Annotated in this window: 14 protein-coding genes; 7 read left to right on the top strand and 7 right to left on the bottom strand. The window is 41.8% G+C overall.

The features are described 5' to 3' along the window. Positions 1-73: 73 nt before the first annotated feature. From GARC_RS16365 to GARC_RS16355, 3 genes are all read right to left on the bottom strand, one after another. Positions 74-3022 carry a discoidin domain-containing protein gene (locus GARC_RS16365; protein WP_007622186.1) on the bottom strand — a complete coding sequence of 983 codons (2949 nt, stop codon included), beginning with the start codon at positions 3020-3022 and terminating at the stop codon, positions 74-76. Between the two features lie 71 nt (positions 3023-3093). Next, positions 3094-6006, bottom strand: coding sequence for a TonB-dependent receptor (locus tag GARC_RS16360; RefSeq protein WP_007622185.1), 2913 nt, complete (start codon positions 6004-6006; stop codon positions 3094-3096). A 607-nt stretch (positions 6007-6613) separates the two neighbouring features. Then, positions 6614-7627, bottom strand: a complete 1014-nt coding sequence (locus GARC_RS16355) for a LacI family DNA-binding transcriptional regulator (protein WP_007622183.1) — start codon at positions 7625-7627, stop codon at positions 6614-6616. 379 nt (positions 7628-8006) lie between these two features. Here GARC_RS16355 and GARC_RS16350 point away from each other — a divergent pair, with 379 nt between their 5' ends. From GARC_RS16350 to GARC_RS16325, 6 genes are all read left to right on the top strand, one after another. Continuing rightward, positions 8007-10364 (top strand): GH92 family glycosyl hydrolase, encoded by a 2358-nt coding sequence (locus tag GARC_RS16350; RefSeq protein ID WP_007622181.1) that lies wholly within the window; start codon positions 8007-8009, stop codon positions 10362-10364. Further along, positions 10365-11639 (top strand): sugar MFS transporter, encoded by a 1275-nt coding sequence (locus tag GARC_RS16345; RefSeq protein WP_007622178.1) that lies wholly within the window; start codon positions 10365-10367, stop codon positions 11637-11639. Further along, positions 11636-12649: a carbohydrate kinase family protein gene (locus tag GARC_RS16340; RefSeq protein ID WP_007622176.1), complete on the top strand. Its 1014-nt coding sequence runs from the start codon at positions 11636-11638 to the stop codon at positions 12647-12649. The genes GARC_RS16345 and GARC_RS16340 overlap by 4 nt, the downstream gene beginning before the upstream one ends. Then, positions 12646-13818 carry an AGE family epimerase/isomerase gene (locus GARC_RS16335; protein WP_007622174.1) on the top strand — a complete coding sequence of 391 codons (1173 nt, stop codon included), beginning with the start codon at positions 12646-12648 and terminating at the stop codon, positions 13816-13818. Before GARC_RS16340 ends, GARC_RS16335 begins: the two co-directional genes overlap by 4 nt. A 69-nt stretch (positions 13819-13887) precedes the next feature. Then, complete coding sequence (locus tag GARC_RS16330) at positions 13888-16104, top strand: GH92 family glycosyl hydrolase (protein WP_007622172.1); 2217 nt, start codon at positions 13888-13890, stop codon at positions 16102-16104. Positions 16105-16119: 15 nt separating this feature from the next. Next, positions 16120-18372 carry a GH92 family glycosyl hydrolase gene (locus tag GARC_RS16325; RefSeq protein WP_007622171.1) on the top strand — a complete coding sequence of 751 codons (2253 nt, stop codon included), beginning with the start codon at positions 16120-16122 and terminating at the stop codon, positions 18370-18372. Positions 18373-18439: 67 nt separating this feature from the next. Here GARC_RS16325 and GARC_RS16320 read toward each other — a convergent pair whose 3' ends face one another. Then, positions 18440-20005 (bottom strand): CotH kinase family protein, encoded by a 1566-nt coding sequence (locus tag GARC_RS16320; RefSeq protein ID WP_007622169.1) that lies wholly within the window; start codon positions 20003-20005, stop codon positions 18440-18442. Between the two features lie 319 nt (positions 20006-20324). Here GARC_RS16320 and GARC_RS16315 point away from each other — a divergent pair, with 319 nt between their 5' ends. Beyond that, positions 20325-20576: a hypothetical protein gene (locus GARC_RS16315; RefSeq protein ID WP_039989880.1), complete on the top strand. Its 252-nt coding sequence runs from the start codon at positions 20325-20327 to the stop codon at positions 20574-20576. Between the two features lie 54 nt (positions 20577-20630). Here the strand turns inward: GARC_RS16315 and GARC_RS16310 are convergent, their stop codons facing one another. From GARC_RS16310 to GARC_RS27370, 3 genes are all read right to left on the bottom strand, one after another. Next, positions 20631-22118 (bottom strand): glutathione synthase, encoded by a 1488-nt coding sequence (locus GARC_RS16310; protein ID WP_007622167.1) that lies wholly within the window; start codon positions 22116-22118, stop codon positions 20631-20633. 125 nt (positions 22119-22243) lie between these two features. Beyond that, the gene (locus tag GARC_RS27375) at positions 22244-22471 is read right to left on the bottom strand and encodes a sigma factor-like helix-turn-helix DNA-binding protein (RefSeq protein ID WP_226989193.1); all 228 of its coding nucleotides are present in this window, start codon (positions 22469-22471) and stop codon (positions 22244-22246) included. A gap of 9 nt (positions 22472-22480) precedes the next feature. Then, a complete protein-coding gene (locus GARC_RS27370; RefSeq protein WP_226989186.1) occupies positions 22481-22783 on the bottom strand; it encodes a sigma factor in 303 nt (100 codons plus the stop codon). Positions 22784-22871 lie beyond the last annotated feature (88 nt).

Here is a 22871-nt window from a genome sequence, read left to right as displayed (position 1 = left end):
TACACGAAAAAACTAGCTGCCGACTCTATGAGCCGACAGCCAATTAATAAAGAGGTGTTAATCCTCTAGTTACTTAAAGCTCAGGGCCAATAAGTTCAATTTCGGCGATTTGCATCAAAGTATCATCGCCTTTGTTTTTGGTAATGTTTAAACGATAGCTCATATAGGCAAACCCATTACCCATTTCGAACAACTTGCGCTCAAAACGATTATCAAAGGACTCGCCTATCCAGCTAGCGATGGGCTGCCAAGTCACACCACCATCATTTGAACCAACTAAGTTGAAGTTTTCAGGATCACGACCATCAGCATCGTTGGCACTGGTAATAGCAATACTAGTGACTATCCTTGCATTGCTAAAATCAACCTGTACCCAAGAAGGGTCTTCTGCTGTTGGTGCGCCTGCCCAATCGTTATGATCAAGCCACTTAGTCTCAACATCTCCATCAAATGCCTTAGTTTCTAATTCACCATCACCAATACGATTACGGGCAGTTATGACGGCATCAGCAGCAGATGAATGATCAACAGACGAGTACTGCGGACCTAACAATTCAATTTCTGCCACTTGCATTAAAGTGTCATCACCTTTGTTTTTAGTGATATTCAAACGGTAGAAACTAAAGCCTAGGTCATTGCCAAAACTATACTGTTTACGTTCAAAACGTTCGTCAAAGCTTTCACCTATCCAGCTATTGAGCACTATCCAGTTTTCACCGTCATTTGAAGCAAGCAAATCAAAATTTTCAGGATCTCGACCGGGTCCGTCATTGGCACTGACAATACCTAGTTTGTTAACTGTTGCCGCAGCAGGAAGTTGTACTTGTACCCATGATGGATCTTCAACTGTTGGTGCACCTGACCAATCGTTGTGATCAAGCCACTTGGTCTCAATATCTCCATCAAATGCCTTAGTTTCTACTTCGCCATCACCGATACGGTTACGAGCAGTGATAATTGCGCCGTCTGTTCTTCCATGATTTAAACCCGCTAAAATAGGACCTATGAACTCAATTTCAGCTACTTGCATTAAAGTATCATCACCTTTGTTTTTGGTGATATTTAAGCGATAAGTTTCAAATGCTAAGATGTTATCAACACTAAACAACTTGCGCTCAAAACGTTCGTCAAAAGATTCGCCTAACCATTCACCTAAGACTGTCCAAGTTACGCCAGCATCATTTGAACCTACAAGAGTAAAGTTTTCAGGATCCCGACCGTCAGCGTCGTTGGCACTAGTAATACCCAGAGAGTTAACCGCTACAGCTGCTGGAAAGTCAATTTGCACCCAAGAAGGATCTTCAACCGTTGGTGCACCTGACCAATCGTTATGATCAAGCCACTTGGTTTCGAGGTCACCGTCAAATGCCATAGTAGGTGCTTCACCATCACCAATGAAGTTGCGAGCAGTAATCACGCCTGTTCCAACTGGCTTGGTATGATCTACACTGGCATAGACAGGACCAACAAGTTGAATTTCGGCTATTTGCATTAGCGTGTCATCACCCTTATTTTTGGTGATATTCAAGCGGTAATAAGAATACTCAATACCATTGTTGAACCTAAACTCTTTACGTTGCAGACGTTCATCGAATGACTCACCTAGGAAGCTCGCTAGAGTTACCCAGTTTACACCATCGTTAGAAGCCGCCAGATTAAAGTTCTCTGGATCGCGGCCATCGGCGTCATTAGCACTGGTAATAAATAGACTGCTAACGGCATGTGCTTCTGCAAACTGAACTTGCACCCAAGATGGATCTTCAATGGTTGGTGCTCCAGCCCAATCATTGTGATCAAGCCACTTGGTCTCAAGATCGCCATCAAACGCCTTAGTTTCAATTTCACCATCACCAATTCTGTTACGAGCGGTGATAATAGCAGTTGCGATGTTTTCAGCTGTAGTGACTTCTTGCACAGGGCCACCACTTGAAACGTCGTCAAGGAAAGTTAATTCAACATCAATAACTTGCTCTGCTGTTAAACCCAACTCTGCCAAAAATGGCACAGCTTTTACTGACGCCAATAAACGTTCACGTATAGGTGCAAGGGCAAATGCATCGCCAGCAATTGCAGCTTGAATACGTGATGCAGTTTCGCTGTATAGAGCGTTAAAACCTTCAAATTCACTAATGTTCGCAAAAGCTGCATTGGCCAGTGAAAGTTTAATCAAATCATTATCTGCCAAGACGTCTGTACACGCTTCGACATCAATAGGATTACCTTCCTCATCAACTATTGGATTACCATCCTCATCGACTATTGGATTACCGTCTTCATCGACTATTGGATTACCGTCCTCATCGACAGATGACACCATTTGGCAATCCTCACCTACTACGAAGTTTTGGTAAGATTCAGCACTGATCATTTGAGTTTGATAGACATTCGTTCCTGGAGAGAATACTCCAAGGGCTTTTAATGTTGTTGCAGAATACTCTTCTAACGCCAGCTCATAAAGCTGTCTTACAGCAACGTTTCGACCTTCGGTCACGGCCTGTTCAATCAAAGATGTCGCTATGGTAGTTAATGCATTGGCATTAAAAGTCGCATCTGCGGTACCGTCTGCTTGGCTGTAAAGTGGCACATTGACATAGGTCAAAGTGGTCAAGTTGGAACCAGTCAAAGGGCTGCCACTTAATACTTCACCCATGCCAACGCTGGCACAAGTAATAGCATCACACATCATTTGTGTATCGCTGGCTGCAGTTACCGTGACTTTAAACATACTGTCTATGCCAAACCCAGCATTGGCCTGCACTTCCAGATTAACGGCTCCGTCTGCATCGGTTTGATTTGTGGACAAGATACTAATATCCGCACCATTCATCTGTTGCAAACTGACAACCCCATTACTCAAAGTGCCTTTTATAGCGCTTCCAGTAATATCAGCCGATGTCACTTTATTAATCGCTGCACGCTCTGGTATATCAGTGGCGACGGGATCATCTGCACTGCAACCGAATAACGTGCTGATTGACAACAGCAAAGCGGTTGACGTTTTGTTGATTTTGAGTTTTTTCATTGTTATTCCTCTATCCAATCTGTTTTATAGGACGCCAAAGACCGCTGAATCTTTGGCACACCGCTAAGTTCTTAGAATCTGTAATTAATGCCAGCGTAGATGCGGCGCCCACTGTAACTATTTGAAATAAATCTGTTTTTGGTATCATTACCTAAATGAGTGTAACTTTCCGATTCGGTCAGATTGATAACAGAAGCTGATAACACTAAGTCTTCAGTAATGTTGTAGCTGCCGTTTATGTCAATCTGTTCATAAGTATCGGTATAGTAGTTAAGATCCCAAGAGGTCACTAAGCCACCAATAGTTGGGCCACGTTCGTTATACGACGCACGTACACTAAACAAGTCGTTTTCATAAAAGACTGAAAAGTTTCCTTGGTAGTCTGAACTACCTGTAAGTGGCGACTCTCCAACCTTGGCACCATCAATAGAAACATCGGCTTGATTGGTAAGATTGCGGGTGTAGTTCCCATAGATGCCAAAACCGTTATCAAAGAAGTGTTGGAATGCATATTCCACCCCTTTAGAAGTGGCATTGGTACCATTAGCAGAAGTAGAGAAATTTCTAACGGCTATGTCTCCACCAACGTTAATTGTCTGTCCATTAACAGTGAAAGATTGCCCTGGTACGTTACGTTGCACAGCTAAAACTAATGGAACCACAAAGTTATCTACGTCTTTGTGGAAAAACGCAATACTGGCACCTGAACCTTCACCGTAATAATACTCAGCAGAGAGATCAAACTGGATAGCCTCAAATGGTTCAAGAGAGGAGTTACCGCCACTTCCTGACCATCCTTCACTATCAGTTTCCGGATTGAAGTCATCACGAGAACTTGAATCAGCGGCCCATTCAGCAGAGCGGTAAGTCAATGTTTGGAATCGACCTAAATCGTCGTAACTAGGACGAGCGATAACTTTTGCAGCCGCTCCCCTGAAGACCCAATTATCATTGAAATCCCAAGCTATATTAAAGCTAGGTAACACCTCAGTCTTCTCTTCACTTTTAGGGATAATCAGAATATCTTTTTGGATAGCTGTGTCGTTTGGAATATCGAAACCATCAGCATCGGTACGATCTAACCTATATTCAAACCTGTCGCTCGCAGTACTAGTAGTTGTTGTACGAATGACTCGCAAACCGAAATTACCGCGCAGATCTTTCCATTTGTAATCGGCTTGACCGTATGCTGCAAAAATTTCTTCTTCAACTTCGTACACATAATCCGGTTCGAAACGGGTGTAAGGTTTAAAGTTTTTATTAAGCTCTGCCTGGTACTTGTGCCAATCCACAGCTGGGAAAACATTCACGTTAATGACGTCAGACAAATTTCCTAATGGCTTGTCTGGCAACACATCCAAAATGTTAGGTATGCCATCGTTGCGCGAATAATCATCTTCAAGAGTGATACCATCTGGACTTGCTTCTCCTGCTGCAATATCAAAATCAGGATCTAGGTAAAAGGTATTGCGAGTATCGCGGCGTATTTCCCCTTTACGATACTTAACACCAAAATGTAAACTTTCAATGACGTTCCAATCAACAAACCAATCCACGTCTACCTGAGCATAATCCTCTTCCTGAGTACCACCTACAAAACTTGAATCTGTTGCCCCCTGATCTGGTTCACCACCTATACCGGCCTTGAGATTATTAAACATCTCAGGATCCATATAGGTATGTAGTTTTTGGTTTTCAAAACTCCAACCAAAAAACTGAGAGCTGTTTTGTTGCTGAGCATTTGAGCCAGAATAATAAGCAGCTCGATATTTTTCGGAAGGGCCACCTTCAGATTCGGTATGGCCAGCGACAAGTTTCACGTTGTAATCATCAGCTTCATAATTTGCAAAGAAATCGAAGGTATCTGATTTCGATTCCTCAATAACAAATTCACCATTAATTCTGGGTATTTGCGCAATTTGTTCAGTACCACCAGCGCCAACACTATAATCAATGCCAGTGACATATTCTGAATCAGCATCGACATGTACATCGGTCCAATACTTGGCATTGTTATGCCATTCTGGGTATTCGAGCTGATGTAAGATGGAATCCAAACCCAATTTAAAGCCAAAATAGTTGAAACCAAGTTCCAAGTTCTCTGTTGGTCTCCACTGAGTGGTGAATTGCACACCAGTACGTTCTCTGTCTTCTTCTAATACCAATTGTCTGAAGCTTTGAGGAGAATAACCTGTTGCACCGCCTTCTACAGGCTGGCCATTACTCATTTCAGAATATTGATAATTTTGGTTAATAATATTGACGGCTGAGGTTTGAGTACGATTGGTCCGAGCCTGATTGGTATAACCAACCAAGATGCCAAAGTTTTCATCGTCATTCTTCCAAGAATAAATTCCACTAAATTGAGGTTCGAATTTATCCGTGATATCTGCATAGGTGTATTCAAGATTAACCGCACCTGAATTCTTTTCCATATCCAGAGGTTTGCGACTGTGTATTATCACAGTACCACCAACACCGCCTTCATCTAATCGAGCTTGTGCCGATTTGAATACTTCTACCTTTCCAACTAAGTTAGAAGGAAGCAAGTCATAGGAAAATGAGCGTGTAGGTGCTCCCGGGGAAGAGGCAATAAAGTTACCGTTCAATTGAGTAAAAGTTAAGTCAGACGATAAACCACGAATACTGACAGAAGTACCTTCACCACCGCTACGTTGAATTACGACACCAGGTACACGTTGCAATGAATCTGCGACGTTTTTATCTGGAAACTTACCGATGTCTTCAGCCGTTATCGCATCAACTACCGCGTTGGAGAGTCTTTTAATGGCTAAGTTTTCTGCGGCGCTGGCTCTTATACCACGAATTTCTATGACTTCTTCAGCCTCAGCATTGGTTTCGCTCGGAGTTTGCTGAGCATGACTGGTTCCAATGACGCCAAAGATTGCGGCGCATATTAGTGATCTTTTAAATAGAGTAGATACGGCATACACATCCGATTTACGCTTGATATTGGTTCTCATGATTTTTCCTCTATGAAGGTTCTTTTTGTAGCCTCGTTCACAATGACTCCCCTTTCTACGTTCTTTTGACACCAGCTCACACCAGCAGAGTTCTGCAATTATAAATAAACTGCATCACCATTTTCACTTACACTAAATGCAATCGATTACATCTCTGGTGTGAAATAATGCTTATTATTTATATTTATTATGGGGTTGATAGTAATTTTTTATTTTCATTTAAATTTTACTTTACGTGTAATCGATTGCATCACAATCATAGTCATGGTGCATTTTGTTGTCAACTGCAAACAAACATATTTGTACAATTATTTAACATTTAACTTTGTATAATAATTAAAAGAAGTATTTTTAGGGTTTATTTTCTACTCGCAACTAAACAGGAGAAAAATATCAAACCAGAGATGTGCCCGTCTTAGTAGCGTTATAGGCAATCTATTTTGGGCTGGGAGGTTCTTCTTCCGCTTTCGAAAAAAGTTGTTAATTGCTACAACAAATCTATCGTTATGATCCTTGCAGTCATTTAACATAAAATCGATCTACACAATTGATTTATAAAGAATTTTATTTAGGTCCACACATAGGAATATGAAATTTTTTGCTATGATTAAAAGTCTGGATTGACTGGGCCACTACTTTCTCTTTCTAGTATATTATAAGGAAATATTTCCCTGTTACGCTTTAAAGGCACGCCTTTAATAATTTGCAATACCACTTCCACTGCCCTGCGGCCCATGTCATGAGCAGGTTGGTCAATAGTGGTTAGTGGCGGGTCGATAAAAGCTGAAACCTTGATATTATCAAAACCAACTACAGAGACGTCTTGAGGTATACGAATGCCCATTCGTTTTAGCTCGAACACTGTGCCAAGGGCAATGTCATCATTGAAACAAAAAATAGCAGTAGGTCTGTTTTCTTTTGCCATTAAATCACGCGCGCCTTGCTGACCCATTTCGATTGAGTAGGCACCACCAACAATCATATCCTCATTAAAACTAATACCTTCAGTGGCAAAAACGTCTTTAATACCCGCTAATCTATCAAGATGTATTTGGCTATCTCTTTGCCCAGCAATGATACCAAATTTTTTATGTCCGTAATTGACCAGATGTTTAGCCAAAGAGCGGGTCGCGGCATAATTATCTAATTCGATAACAGGAAACTCTTTGTCTCCCATAATTCTCTCACATACGCTTACTACAGGCACACGTTCTGCCAGGTGTGCATCGTTAGCAGAAAAAGGAAAAGAATGGTCGAGATGTATTAATCCATCTGCTCTATTCGATAAAACCATACCGGCAATTTCATGTTCCCTTGCAGGCTCTCCTTGGGTATCCCCCAGCAAAACAGAATAACCTTGTTCGTGGGCTGCTTGTTCAATGCCTTGGATGATCCGCATAAAAAATGGGTTACTTAGATTGGGGACTAACACAACTAGTGAATTGGACTTACCTGTTTTAACACTAGAAGCCAACATATTAGGACGGTAACCAGACTCTTGCACGGCCTTAAAAACGCGCTCTCGTGTTTTAGCCGAGACTAACTCAGGGTTTTTTAACGCACGAGAAACCGTAGCGGTAGATACACCAGCTAATCTGCATACTTCTTTTACCGTTGTCATCTAAAATTTTCAGTCCAGTTGAAACCCAAAATCACTTATTATTGTGTGGGCAGATATCTCGAATGTAACGGAGTACATTCAATTCGACAAGCTATTCGTCACATATTTTAAAGATAAAAATACATTACACTTACATTTTAGCGACTAACAAAATGCCATTATTTTAAATTTAAATGATTTTATTCATATAGTTAGAGTTTAATCAGCAATTAACTCGAATCTAGTTGAATAATCAATATTGTTGTTATAATATTGTTATTAATGTAATCGATTGCAAATATACCAAACTAATTTGATTTCGTATATTACTTTTTACCTGAACCTTACAGCATTTGGACTAAACGTCTCCACATGAGTTGTCTTTGGATGAATTTTTAAAATGAAAACACTATCAAAATACTATTTTATTGTCGCTGTGCTTTTGGCTGGATGTTCAGCTGAAAAATCAATTGAGAAACCAATTAAAAAGAGCCCAGTAAACTTAGTCAAAGAAAACCTCGTACAATACGTCAACCCGTTGATGGGCACAGATTCAGAGTTTAGCCTATCAAATGGCAATACTTATCCTGCAATCACTAAACCATGGGCAATGAATTCCTGGACACCTATGACGGCGCCTATTGGTGATGGTTGGACTTACAAGTACGACGACAACAAAATTCGTGGCATCAAACAAACCCACCAACCAAGTCCATGGCTAAATGATTACGGTGCATTTGCGTTTATGCCCATCACTGGTGAATTGAAGTTTAATGAAGATGATCGGGCTTCTTGGTTTTCCCACAAAGCCGAACAGGCTTCGCCAGATTATTACCGGGTTTATTTAGCCGATCATGACGTTGTGGCAGAACTTGCTCCCAGCGACAGAGGGGCACAATTTCGCTTCACTTTTCCTGACTCTGAACAATCATATATTCTTTTGGACGCCTTTAAAAAAGGCTCTATGGTTAAAATATTTCCAAAACAACGAAAAGTAGTGGGATATGCCCGTAATAACCACGGTGGTGTCCCCGATAATTTTCATAATTATTTTGTTGCGGTTTTTGATAAAGATTTTGAAGTAACCCATACCTGGCATGATGATTATGCACTCAAGGCAGATTCACTGGAAAGTGCAGGTGATCATGTAGGCGCAATCTTAGGTTTCAAAACCAAGCGCGGTGAACAAGTAAATGTAAAAGTGGCATCCTCTTTTATTAGCCTTGAACAGGCCGAACTTAATCTACAACGAGAGATTGGCAGCGACAATTTCGATGAAACCCGAGCAAAAGCCAATCAAGCGTGGCAACAAGAATTAAGCAAAATTCGCGTAGAAGATAGCAATATTGATAACATCCGAACTTTTTATTCTTCTCTGTACCGTGTGTTGCAGTTTCCACGGAAGTTTTATGAGTATGATGCTAATAATAAAATAGTGCATTACAGTCCATACAATGGCGAAGTTTTGCCAGGTTACATGTTCACTGACAATGGTTTTTGGGACACATTTCGAGCGGTATTTCCTTTCTTTAATATGATGTACCCCGAAATGAATACACAAATTATGCAAGGTCTCGCAAATACCTATAAAGAGTCTGGCTGGTTGCCAGAGTGGGCCAGTCCTGGTCACCGCGGTGTTATGATTGGTTCAAACTCAGCCATTAATATTGCTGACGCATACCTTAAAGCAAACGCAGATGACGAAATAGACATACTGTATGAAGCAATTTTGAAAAATGCCGAAGTTGATAAAGGTCGCCCAGTAAGCTCAGTAGGCAGAGAGGGCGTAGATTATTATAATGAACTAGGTTACGTGCCATATGATGTGGGTATTCATGAAAATGCAGCACGGACTTTAGAATATGCATTTGCCGATTTTAATATCTATCAGCTCGCCAAAAAACTTGGTAAAGACGCCGACGCTGAAAAATTCAGAGCGCGTTCATTAAATTATAAAAATGTATTTGATCCTGAAAGTGGCTGGATGCGTGGGAAAAATGAAGACGGTAGTTTTCAATCGCCGTTCAATCCTCTCAAATGGGGTGATGCCTTCACTGAAGGTAACAGCTTACATTATACATGGTCAGTTTTTCACGATATTGAAGGCCTTAAAACCTTGATGGGCGGCACCCAGAATTTTGCTGCTAAATTGGATGAGGTTTTTGAAATGCCGCCTTTATTCGACGATTCATATTATGGCTTCACTATCCATGAAATACGTGAAATGCAAATTGTTAATATGGGTAACTATGCTCACGGCAACCAACCTGTTCAGCATATGATTTATCTTTATAACTACGCATCCCAACCATGGAAAACACAACAAAAAGTACGTGAAGTGATGGACTCTCTCTACTCTGCAACACCAGATGGTTATTGTGGTGATGAAGACAATGGGCAAACATCTGCTTGGTATATATTTAGCTCAATGGGATTTTATCCAGTTACACCGGGCGTAGACCAATATGTGTTTGGCGGGCCTTTGTTTGATAAAGTCACCTTGCAACTTGAGAACGGCAATACCTTCGAAATATCTGCAAAAAACAATAGTAAAAACAATATGTATGTACAGAAAACCCTGCTTAATGGTCAGGCACATGAAAAAACGTGGTTGTCTTCACAAGCTGTTCAGCAAGGCGGAACCCTCACTTTTGAAATGGCTGCAGAGCCAAATATTAATTGGGCAACCGACATCAGTGCACAACCCTACTCAATGTCATTACATGACAACCTCAACGATTTAAAAAGGACTAAATAAATGGCCGGACCAATACCTAATTCTGTGCCACAAAGTACTGGCACAGACTCAAATAGACGCTTTGCATTTATCGTTATGACTTCATTGTTTTTTATCTGGGGCTTTATCACCGCATTGAATGATGTGTTGATCCCACATTTAAAAGCCGCTTTTGATTTGAGTTATCTGGAAGCTGGATTGGTGCAATTTTGCTTCTTTGGCGCTTATTTTGTGGTATCACCTTTTGCTGGGCGTTTAATAGAAAAAGTGGGCTTCAAAAAAGGCATTATTATAGGCCTAATTGGTATCGCTGCTGGTTGTAGTATTTTTTACCCTGCTGCTGAGATGGAAGTTTATTTTGTCTTTTTGTTTGCTTTATTCGTGTTGGCCTCGGGGATCACAATTTTACAGGTTTCAGCAAATCCCTATGTGGTTGTTTTGGGTGAAGCGCGTACTGCAGCAAGCCGACTCAACTTAGCCCAAGCTATCAATTCACTTGGCCATACCTTGGGTCCAATGTTTGGTGCTGCCCTTATATTTGGTGGTGGCGTAGCTGTGGTCACAGCTGAAGCGGTGCAATTACCCTATTTAATTCTAGCTGGAGTGGCTTTGGCTACTGCGGGCATATTTATGTTTTTGAAATTGCCTGTGATTACCAGTGGTGATCCTGCTGATGAATCAGAGTCAGCTAACGACTCAGTTTGGCAACACAAAAGACTAGTATTTGGTGCCATTGCCATATTTATGTATGTGGGCGCAGAAGTGTCAGTGGGAAGTTATCTGGTTAACTACTTTGCAGAGTCTCATATTATGTCTATGAGTAATTATGATGCCAGTAAGATGATTTCTTATTATTGGGGCGCAGCCCTCATTGGCCGATTTATTGGCGCTGCTCTGACTTTTTATATCAAACCTAACATCATCCTTGCCGTGAACAGTGTGTTAGCCATCGTTTTTATACTTGTTTCAGTTGGCAGTGAAGGACCTATAGCCATGTGGACCATATTAGCGGTAGGTTTGTTTAACTCAATCATGTTCCCGACAATCTTTTCTATGGCCATCACTGGACTTGGGAAATTAACCAGTCGCGGTTCAGGTCTATTGGTTCAAGGTATTGTAGGCGGCGCATTGTTGCCTTTACTACAAGGATTAGTAGCAGATCTTACTTCAGTACAAATGAGCTTTTTAGTGCCTGCATTTGCCTATATTTATATTAGTTGGTATGCCCTTTATGGCTCAAGACCAGATGCAGCAGACTTGGCTGCAGCCAACAAAACTGGAGAACAAACTGTATGAGACCAGTTTTATGCTTCGGTGAGGCGCTAATTGATTTTTTGCACCAAGATGTGATTGAACAAGATAAATTAATGTTACCGTCATTTAGACAATATCCAGGTGGTGCACCAGCTAATTCGGCAGTGGCTGTCGCTAAATTAGGCGGTAACGCTAAATTTGCTGGGCAAGTAGGTAAAGACGCATTCGGAGACTTCCTACAAACCGCCCTTACCCAATACGGCGTGAACACAGAGTTATTGACCCGTCACCCTAGCGCAAAAACCGCTTTAGCATTTGTGATGCTTGATGACACTGGTGATCGTAGTTTTTCATTTTATCGAGACAACAGTGCTGATGTTTTGTTTACTAGCCAGCAAGTTGATGCCAGATGGTTTGTGGACTCACCTGTTTTCCATTTTTGCAGTAACACCTTAACCACCGCAGATATTGCCTCTTGCACCCGTGAAATAGTGACTCAGGCAAGAGCGCAGCAGTGCCTTGTAAGCTTTGATGTAAACCTAAGGCATAACCTCTGGGAAGACGGCCAAGCGGACCGTGCTTTGGTTAATGAACTGGTATTTCAGTCACATTTAGTGAAACTATCCAAAGACGAATTTGACTACCTTAGTGATGGCCAAGCAGAGTCTTACATTGCAAAATGTTTGGCGCAGCACTGTGAATTGTTAATAATAACCGATGGTGAAGGCCAAATTGATTATTATTGTGAAGGTCATCATGGCCAAGTGAACCCACCAAAAATAAAAGCCGTAGATACCACTGCGGGTGGTGATGGATTTATTGGTGGCATGTTGTTTTTGTTGAGTCATTTAGCCGATCCCATCAAGGCCCTTACCTCTAGTCAAACAGTATCCGAAGTGATCGCCTTTGCCAGTTGTTGCGGCGCAATTGCCGTCAGCCAACCAGGTGCTTTCCCTGCGCTACCATCTTTTCAGGCAGCAAGCGATTTACATACTCAATCCGGTTTCAATGCTGATGCCATCAGCCAACTTCTCCAAGGGAAGCTATTATGAATTTTTATGATCAAACATTTTTGCTTAAACATTGTCAGGACATTATGGATTTTTACGATCCTAAGGTTATCGATCCTAATGGTGGTTACCATCAAAATTACAAAGACGATGGCACTGTATTTGACCCTGGTTTTAAACAATTGGTCAGCAGCACCCGCATCATAGTCAACTATGCCACAGCAGCACGAGTGCTTAATCGCCCCGAATATATCGACGTAGCTAAACATGGTTTAGCCTTTCTCGAAAATCACCATTGGTGCGAAGACGCCGCTGGTTATGCATGGACGATACAAGACAACCAGCCTCAGGACATGACGCAACAAGCTTACGGTTATGCCTTTGTTCTTCTCGCTTACGCTGCCTGTAAAAAAGCAGGTATTATCGATAACAATGATTCTTTAGATATGGTCTACCAACAACTAGAAGATCGTTTCTGGTTACCTGAACATGGACTCTATGCCGACGAAATAAGCGCAGATGGAGTGTTAAGTGACTACCGTGGCCAAAATTCAAATATGCATATGTGCGAAGCTATGTTGGCCGCATACGAAGCAAGCAACGATAAAAAGTTCTTAATTCGAGCCACTACTCTGGCAGAAAATATTGCATTCAAACAAGCCGCTTTAACCGACAATCTTATTTGGGAACATTATAAAACCGACTTCCAACCGGATTGGGAATACAACAAGCATGATCCTAAAAACTTGTATCGCCCTTGGGGATTTCAGCCAGGTCACCAAACTGAATGGAGCAAACTTTTACTCACTTTACATAAACATTCAGCAGATCCAAAGTGGATACAACAAGCCAAACAATTGTTTGAACGTGCTTATGCAAAGTCTTGGGACAAACAGCATGGCGGGCTGATCTACGGTTTTGCCCCAGATGGTGAATGTTGTGACGACGATAAATATTTTTGGGTACAAGCCGAAAGTTTTGCGGCCGCGTCCATGTTGTACAAAGTGACAGCTGAGCAGCAGTTTCTCGATGCTTATCAGGCGCTGTGGCAATACAGTTGGCAACATATGGTCGACCATAAATACGGTGCTTGGTTTCGGGTTTTACACAGAGACAATAGCAAATACTCAGATGAAAAAAGTGCCGCCGGGTCTAAGTGTGATTACCATACTTTAGGCGCCTGCTTTGAAGTACTTAAGACTCTGGGCTGAACAATAATGAAGAAAAGTCGTACATTGATAAATGCTCCCCTGCCCTACCTATTGTTTATAGTTGCTTCCATGGGTTTAGTGGCATGTAACCTTGCTACTAAGACCGAACAAGCCTCTATTGTCTCTAGTCAAACTGAGAACAAAGAGTTTGACCCAACAGATTTTGTTGACCTTTTTATTGGTACAGACGGAAAAGGCAAAACCTTTCCCGGAGCAACTGTTCCCCATGGAATGGTGCAACTTAGCCCAGACAATGGACGCACAGGTTGGGACTGGATTTCAGGCTATTTTTATCCCGACAATGTCATCGCGGGTTTCAGTCATACTCACCTTTCCGGCACAGGTGCTGGCGACTTGTACGATATTTCCTTCATGCCCATAACCAAACCTTTTAAACGACTAGCGTTAGAAGGTGGCCCCAAACAAGGCAGCATAGCCTCCCACTTTTCTCATCAACAAGAATCGGCATCACCTGGATATTATCAGGTGATGCTCGACGACTACTCCATACAGGTTGAATTAACGGCTGGGTTACGTACTGGTTATCAGCGTTATAACTATTCAGCAGACACCCAAACTGGTGTTGTCAGGTTAGATCTTGGATACAGCAGAAATTGGGATAAAACCTTAGGATCATCTATTCAGATTATCGATGAACGCACCATAGCTGGCTATCGTAAGTCGACTGGTTGGGCGCCGGATCAGCGCGTGTACTTTTACACCCAATTTTCAGCACCGATCAAAGATTATGTCATCAATAAAGACGGTCAACCAAGTGTAGGTAAAGCCCATCAAGGTGTTGAAATTGCGGCGGAGTTTGAATTCGACCTCAATCAATCAAAAGTGGTGGAAGTGCGCACGGCTATCAGTTCAGTCAGCATAGATAACGCCAAAAACAATTTTTTCGCAGAAGGCGGCGACAAAACCTTTGAGCAGACTCGAAAGGAAGCCAAACAGGCTTGGAAAAACGAATTAAGCAAAGTTGAAATCCAAGCAGATACTGACAATATGCGCCAATTCTATACGGCTATGTATCACGCTTCCCTTGCTCCACGGGTATTTTCTGATTCTGACGGCCGTTATAAAGGGCCAGACGGTAATATTCATACTAGTAGTGGTTTTGCTAAAAACGGCGAACCACGCTACGAATTTTTCTCTCTTTGGGATACTTTCAGAGCCTTACATCCGTGGAAAACCATAGTTGATCCTGATCGCAGCAGTCAAATGATGACCTCCATAATGGATCATTATAAGGTCGCAGGTAGACTACCTGTTTGGAACTTTCAAGGAAATGAAACAGACATGATGATGGGTTATCACAGCGTGCCTGTATTAGTGGATGCTTATAAAAAAGGCCTGTTAAAAGAAGATCCAAAAGACATTTTGGATGCAGCAATACAAAGCGCAACACAACAAAAATTTGGCCTAGCAAGTTACCAAGAACTAGGTTTTGTACCTTTTGAAGAACGTAAATGGAATGTGTCTCTTACCCTTGAGTATGCCTTTGATGATTGGGCCATTGCCGCGTTAGCCAAAGATTTGGGCGAAGACGCCTTGTACCAAGAGTTTAATGAACGCGCCCAAAACTATCGTAAACATTTTGACTCCCAAACCGGCTTCATGCGCGCTTTAGACCAGCAAGGTCAATTTCGCCAACCTTTTGATGAAAATGCTTATCATCCTGAGGATTATTGCGAGGCCAATGCCTGGCAATATAGTTTTTTTGTGCCTCACGACATCGAAGGTTTAGTAGCACTAATGGGAGGTAACACTGCCTTTGCCGATAAGTTAGATACTATGTTTGAAGTAGAACAAAGCATGGATGAAGTACCTGAGTGGATATCGGGTTATATAGGTCAGTATGTGCATGGTAATGAGCCAAGCCATCATGTGCCCTATTTGTACTCCTTCGTAGAGCAGCCGCACAAGACTCAGGCATTAGTCAGAAAAATCATGGATGACCTATATACAACTAAACCTGATGGACTTGCGGGTAACGAAGATGCAGGGCAAATGTCTGCTTGGTATCTGTTCAGTGCCCTTGGTTTTTACCCAGTCAACCCTGTATCTGGTGAGTATGTTTTAGGTAGCCCCGAGATTAATAGTGCGGTACTCAATTTAGATAATGGCAACACCTTCAAAGTGAGGGCTGAAAATCAGTCAGATAAAAATGTCTACGTTAAAAAGGCCATACTTAATGGCCAAGAACTTGAGCGAATATTTATTACCCATCAAGAAATTATGGCCGGTGGTGAATTAGTCTTTATTATGAGTCCCACCCATTAGAATAAGAGCAGCGTAATGCAAATATTTTCCAAACGGATCCCTATTTTCTGTATGTTTTTGGCTGGCCTGTCAGTTCAGGCCAAGCAGCCTACTGACTATGTTAACCCCTTTATCGGCACATCAAACTTTGGTGCAACCCACCCTGGTGCGCAATATCCCCATGCCTTAACATCAGTTTCGCCCTTTAATGTAGCCCATAGTCCCGAGCTGAATAAGTTCGAAAAAGATGCGGCATGGAATTCACGGGTTTATGTAGATGACAATGCTTTTTTAACAGGTTTCAGCCATGTGAATTTAAGTGGTGTGGGATGTCCGGATTTGGGTGTAGTCTTGCTTATGCCTACCACTGGGGAGCTAGAATTAGACTCTGAAAAATATGGTTCAACTTATAAAAACCAACAGGCTACACCTGGTTATTACAGCAATGAATTACAAAAATATGCCATCAAGGCAGAAGCCACCAGCACCCAACGAACCGGGCTAAGCCGTTATACTTTCCCTGCAGGTCAGGCCAACATTATCCTTAATCTTGGCCTAGGGCTAAGCAATGAGACAGGTGGTGCGTTACGTATAGTGTCCGATCGCGAGATTGAAGGCAGTCGCACAATTGGCACTTTTTGTTACAACCCTGAGGATGTGCGTCCGGTTTATTTTGTGGCGCAATTTAGTCAAGCCGCCAAACGCTTCGGTGGGTTTAAAAAAATGCCAAAATATACTGGTGTTGAAGGCGAATGGATTGGTCATAACGATGTCATCAAACCTTATCCTAATTACCGTCAGGAATTAGCCGGTGATGAAATTGGTGCCTACTTCAGTTTTGATACTCAAGCCGATGAAACCTTGCAAGTAAAAGTGGGGATTTCTTATGTTAGCATCGACAATGCGCGTGAAAACCTTAAAGCAGAGCAACCTAATTTTGATTTTGAAAAAACTCAAAAGGCCGCCGAACATGCTTGGAATAGATTACTAAAACGCATTCAACTCAAAGGCACAGACCAAAACAAAACCCTGTTTTATAGCGCCCTGTACCACAGCCTAATTCACCCTAGTATCATTCAAGATGTAAATGGTGATTATCCGCTTATGCAAGCAAACCGTCAGGCCTCTGGCCCACTGTTTGGCAACATCAAAAACAGCGGAGAAAAAAATCGCTATTCTGTGTATTCACTATGGGATAGCAATCGTAATGTTCATCCTCTACTAAGCCTGATTTATCCTGAGATACAATCGGAAATGATGGCGACTATGGTGGCTATGTATAATGAAAGTGGTTGGTTACCTAAGTGGGAATTATTGGGAATGGAGACTCAGGTGATGGTCGGCGATCCGGCTACTGTAGTCCTTGCTGACACGTATTTGCGAGGCATTCAAGATTTCGACATCAACACAGCTTACACTGCCATGCAAAAATCAGCTGATACCGCTTTGAATAACCCATTACGCCCAGAAAACCAAGATTATTTACACTTGGGCTACGTACCTGTTGATGATGAAGGACCCTATGATGGCAGTGTCTCAAGCAGTCTTGAATACTATTTAGCGGATTTCAATTTAGGTGTTTTGGCGCAAATACTAGATAAAACTAAAGATGCCAAAAAGTATTTAGCTAGGGCTCAGGGGTATCGCAAATTATTCGACCAACAAACCGGTATGTTACGCCCTAAAAAGCGCGATGGCAGTTGGTATACACCTTACGATCCACAACTGGGACGAAACTTTGAACCCGCCCCAGGCTACATTGAAGGTAATGCTTGGAATTATCGTTTTTATGTTCCTCACGACATCCCAGGTTTAATTGCCTTATTGGGAGGCGAAGACAACTTTATTGCGCAGCTAGAGGCTACTTTTGCCACTAACAATTACGACATGGCCAACGAGCCAGATATAGCTTATTCATACTTGTTCAACTATGTTCCTGAACAGGCTGCAAAATCCAGAGAAAAAGTTAGCGCACTCATCAAACAGCACTATCACAACACAGCCGGCGGCATACCTGGCAATGATGATGCAGGCACCCTTTCGTCATGGCTAATATTCAGCATGATGGGGTTTTACCCAACGGCCCCAGGCATTATGGAATATGCCGTTGTTGCTCCCGCGTTTGACGAAGTTAAGATCCACTTGAGTGACAAGTATTATGCAGGCAAACCTTTGATAATAAGGCCTATAGAAGGTGAGCAGTCAAACTTCAATGGTAAAAAATTAGACAAAGCTTTTATTAGTCATAAGTTGTTAACCCAAGGTGGTGAACTCAGACTTGCGAACTAATACCAATCCGCATAAATAAGACTCTGAATACTGAAGCCTCCCAATCGGAGGCTTCTTAAAAATAGCTCTACAGATTAGCGATTGCCGTATCCATCCATTGCAGTCGTTGTAAAACCCAATCATCCAAATAGTTTACTTCTTCCTCGTAAGTGTCACCCACAAAGAAATTAGGCCATAAGTAACTGCCTAAAACATCAAAGGTGTCGAAATTTCGTTGTACCGAGTTTGAATAGATTAAGTTGGCGCTATGTGTAGCAATTTTGCTTTGTACCTTTGCTTGACTTAACACATTGCCACGAAGTTCTGTCCATCTTGCCTGGAGAGCGGCAACAAAGGCAGGATCTTCAAGCAACCTTCCCCACCAAAACGGCACACGAGAGAGGTCATTCGGGCAGTACTCATTAAATTTATAAGCCCAATCATCGGTAGTTTCACCACGACAATAGTCGGCATTACCAAAGGCAAGATTAAAGTCCCAAATTGGCCCCATTTTTAACTTTTCGCCTTTATCTTTGTGCATAAAGGTACTGATACGAAAAGCATCCACATTGTGGGACAATTCGTTAAGAATGAAAAAATCGATAAAGCTAGGTACATCAATATATTTTTGATAGCCGTTAGTCGCATCGGCAAATTGACTTGACTTCAAAGCCTGCTCAAAACCATGGTAATACCCTTGAATGTAAGCTTTCTGTTGCTCACTCAAATCTTCAGCATCAGGATATTCATATAAAAACTTAATTTTCTGGCTACCGTTACTTTCACCAAAACCGTCGTATAAAGAAGAAAATGAAAAGTCAGTGCCGGCAGATCCCCCTGTGGTTTTATCAATTTTTATTATGTATCCGCCAGTAATATCGTCATCTTTTAACTTACTCACATCAACCCTATTTTTGTCTCGCTTCATTTTTTCCATTAACACATACAATCCTTGGTATTCACCGTTAATGGTTACTTCGCTAAACTCAGTTCGGGTGGCATATCTTCCCATTTCGTTTGACAGTTGATAAATCAATACATTTCTCATTAAAGACTTATCACTGAAGGGTCCATAAAAAATCCAATCTTCTTCTTCTGGGAAGTTGGCAAGGGCAAAATTCATATCATTGCCCTCACTATCCCAAGTCTCAAAACCATAGGATTTTTTATCAAAAGATTGTGAAGATGAACCGCGAATTTCTATGCCAATATTGCCATCGTAAATCATCTCATTGGCAGACATCATTTGCATGCTCGCGAGAATTTTAGGTTCGTCTACAATAGAGACACCATGGGTATCAATATCGACTTGCAGAAAAAGGCTGTCATTTACCACGAACACTGTTCGAGTCAAAGCTACAGCCGCATTTCCCGCCGCATCAGATACTTTGTATGTGAGTACGTACTTACCTAAAGAAGCAGTATCAGCTTCTCCCTCAACTAATACTGCAGAAGATATATCACCATCAACATCATCATTCGCCGTAACACCTGCATCGTTAAATATCTCACCTTGCTGAATCGAAACAAGGTCTTCACCATTTAAAACTAACAGGGGTGCAGTGGTATCCACAGTGACTTTTGGTTCAGGATCATCACTGCCTCCAGAGCAAGAAAATAAAAATAAAATAGCAATCGGCACATACACTTTCATAAGGTCAAAATCCCTGTTAAATAGTGCCAATATAATACCAAATCGAGGCCTGCATTACTCAAAGTTTGTACAGGTAATTCACAAGTTTACTAGGGCGCAATAAACGCTATTAATAGCGAAACCATAAGTACTTTAAGTCGGCTATTTACAAAGACATTCATATCAACTTTTTAGTTAATATGAATGGGGGACTGGTATACCCATCCCAATAAAGAAGTGACAATGACTTTTTAATTCATGGTAGATTTCATAAAACATCATTAGGTCAATCAAAGGTTATATTCATTGATCCATAATCATCGACTGGGCAGGAAAATAAATGGCTAAGCCCAATAAAAAAGTCCCAGAGTCATCCGTAGACATCTACTGCAGTCAGTGTAAAACCCAGCTATTTAAATACCGCAAAGGCGGCAAAGGCTCACTGATAAAATGTTTTAAAGAACGCATCACTAAAGATTTCACTGTAGCGCCCTGCACTTGCCCAAATTGTAATACCATTTTTGCCAGAGACACCTTAATAAGAGGCACTCCTGCATTTAAAATGATCGGTGGTAAAGTGTTTAGTAAATAACGACTCTCTTAGATTCTAATTAGTGGAATTAGAATGACTGCCCTGTTTACTTTGTTAATTAATCAGTACAAGGGAGTCTAAAATCCCCTTGCCACTATGAATACCGCCTTCATTTTCACTCGCAGGTTTACTGCGGATAAGGTAACCCGCATAACCATCCATTTCAGTAACAGCAGCACCATCAAAATAGACGCTAAATAAACCTATCTCGCTAACAAGATCATCAATCTGTGTTTGCTTTCCATCACGTACGGCAATCGTTGGCACCTCCCGCTCATGAGGATACAAACGTTGCATTAATGCCCATGCGTCATACTCATGTGGCAAGAGTTGCTGCAACTTCTCGCTGATATCATCACCAAATACGCAGTGGCCGCCACCTTCGCCTTGGTTTTTTAATACCCAGGCTTGTTTATTAGTTTGTGTGTTAAACCAATTAATAGTCGCGGGGTTTACTGGCTTCATGTCCGCTAAAACACTCTTTACTTGTTTGGCTTCTTCAAGATTAAGTCCCCAGCGCGCATATTCTTGTGCAGGCATTTTAGTCAGTAGCATCTGCATGGTTTTACTGGTTGTTAGTTGCTGGCTGAATGTTGCGTTAACCGCTACATGGTGTTGCTCAATAAACAGTCGTGTTTGGCTTAACGTTTGGCAACATATCGATTCATGCCTTTGTAGCGAATAATAATCAGCATATTGATAACCTGCTCGCAAATACACAACATCAATTGCACCTATGTCTTCTAACATCAAGCGCTTATTATCGCCGGTTGAAAGCTGAGTACTGAGTTGTTCAAAGGTGCGCCTTACCGTTCGTAAACCTCGCTTTTGCAGTGCTATTTCAAGTAAATGTTGGTCGTATACATTATCTTCATTTTCTTGAACAACCATCAAAAAGGTAGGCTTATATTGCACAGTTTCAGGCGTACCTAAAGTTTTGTCAGTAAACACCGCCGCTATTTGTTTAGCGGCTTGGGTAATACCAAAAGCCAGCTGTTCAAGCCCTTGATTTTCTGCCGGTGTCGATAGGTTATCTTCCAACCAGTCACGATAAACCGCTGGCCACTGCTCTTTCATAAAGGCATGAAACTCTGTCGCGCGTTGGCCAAAAGGGGCCATACCAGCAGCAATACCATTAAACTCAATCACTTTTGCGCCATGCTGACGATCATCCATAAAGTCGGTTCGCATTAACAATAACGGTTTTCGAGCCGCTGTAAGTCGATGTTCGATATCGCCATGTGCCTGTTGGTGTAAAGAATACAAGCGACCAAAAAATGGATCCGCTTTTGCTACATCACCCAGTGCAGACTGGAGGAAGTCGTGATCTTCAGAAACATTGTGTATCAGCTTAGTGACCAGAGGTGTCACTTGGCGCAAGTGCTGGAACACCTCACGCTCCATTGTCATCGGCGCAATACTAAATGGGCAATGTCTCGCCGTATTATCTGCTTGGCGAAAGGCGACGCCATGCATGATCGCCCATTCAGTGGCTTCATCGATTATATGCTGTGAAATTACAGGGCGTGTTTTATGATCCATTGTTACTCCGAAATTCTAGTCTGCGCCACGCTATAGGCTGCAAGTGCACATCGGTTTGCTAGCGATCTAAGGTAACTGTGTCTGTGGTTAAAAACGAAAACTTTATGCCTCTAGATAGCAAGCAACTAACATTTAGTTTTCTGAGTTAGATCTTTTGGGGAATAGCCAGTTATACCTTCTTGACCCACTTCAAAATTACAACAGGCCATCATTTGTTCTCGAAATTTTACACGGCCTCTTTGCACTCTGCTTTTAGCTCCAGAGAGTGATAAACCAAGCTGATCAGCAATAACTTGTTGCGAAACACCTTCTAACTCCGCCAAACGCAATGGTTTGCCATATTTTTCTGGCAGTTTATCAATCTACGGCCGTAAGCATTGAGCCAATTCTTCACGTGCTTGTTTACCGGTATCTTGCTCTTCAGAAATGAGATCTTTAGGCAATTCTTCAAAGGGCTGACGCTGTCGATAAAAATCCATAACAGTATTGTGAGCAATACGATAGAGCCAACTTTTAAGGCTGCCTTTTATTTTTAATTGATGCAAATTGTCACTGGCTTTGATGTACACATCTTGAAGGATGTCATCTACCGCATTTGTGTCATCAATGCGCTTGTTAACGTAGCTGCGAAGTTGCTCCTTGTGATTTTGCCATTCAGATATCATAAAAATGCTCTCAACTGATTTTAAATTTCCGGTACTTATTCTAAGACGAAACAATTAGTAAAAAGACGCATAATTTTTAAAATTTGTT

Origin of the sequence: Paraglaciecola arctica BSs20135 (assembly GCF_000314995.1) — a bacterium.
GTDB lineage: Bacteria > Pseudomonadota > Gammaproteobacteria > Enterobacterales > Alteromonadaceae > Paraglaciecola > Paraglaciecola arctica.
This window is presented reverse-complemented; position numbering and strand designations above follow the sequence as displayed.

Bases quoted from the DNA above. Each gene is read 5' to 3' on its own strand.
- GARC_RS16365 (WP_007622186.1), bottom strand. From the start codon at position 3,022: ATGAAAAAACTCAAAATCAACAAAACGTCAACCGCTTTGCTGTTGTCA.
- GARC_RS16360 (WP_007622185.1), bottom strand. From the start codon at position 6,006: ATGAGAACCAATATCAAGCGTAAATCGGATGTGTATGCCGTATCTACT.
- GARC_RS16355 (WP_007622183.1), bottom strand. From the start codon at position 7,627: ATGACAACGGTAAAAGAAGTATGCAGATTAGCTGGTGTATCTACCGCT.
- GARC_RS16350 (WP_007622181.1), top strand. From the start codon at position 8,007: ATGAAAACACTATCAAAATACTATTTTATTGTCGCTGTGCTTTTGGCT.
- GARC_RS16345 (WP_007622178.1), top strand. From the start codon at position 10,365: ATGGCCGGACCAATACCTAATTCTGTGCCACAAAGTACTGGCACAGAC.
- GARC_RS16340 (WP_007622176.1), top strand. From the start codon at position 11,636: ATGAGACCAGTTTTATGCTTCGGTGAGGCGCTAATTGATTTTTTGCAC.
- GARC_RS16335 (WP_007622174.1), top strand. From the start codon at position 12,646: ATGAATTTTTATGATCAAACATTTTTGCTTAAACATTGTCAGGACATT.
- GARC_RS16330 (WP_007622172.1), top strand. From the start codon at position 13,888: ATGGGTTTAGTGGCATGTAACCTTGCTACTAAGACCGAACAAGCCTCT.
- GARC_RS16325 (WP_007622171.1), top strand. From the start codon at position 16,120: ATGCAAATATTTTCCAAACGGATCCCTATTTTCTGTATGTTTTTGGCT.
- GARC_RS16320 (WP_007622169.1), bottom strand. From the start codon at position 20,005: ATGAAAGTGTATGTGCCGATTGCTATTTTATTTTTATTTTCTTGCTCT.
- GARC_RS16315 (WP_039989880.1), top strand. From the start codon at position 20,325: ATGGCTAAGCCCAATAAAAAAGTCCCAGAGTCATCCGTAGACATCTAC.
- GARC_RS16310 (WP_007622167.1), bottom strand. From the start codon at position 22,118: ATGGATCATAAAACACGCCCTGTAATTTCACAGCATATAATCGATGAA.
- GARC_RS27370 (WP_226989186.1), bottom strand. From the start codon at position 22,783: ATGATATCTGAATGGCAAAATCACAAGGAGCAACTTCGCAGCTACGTT.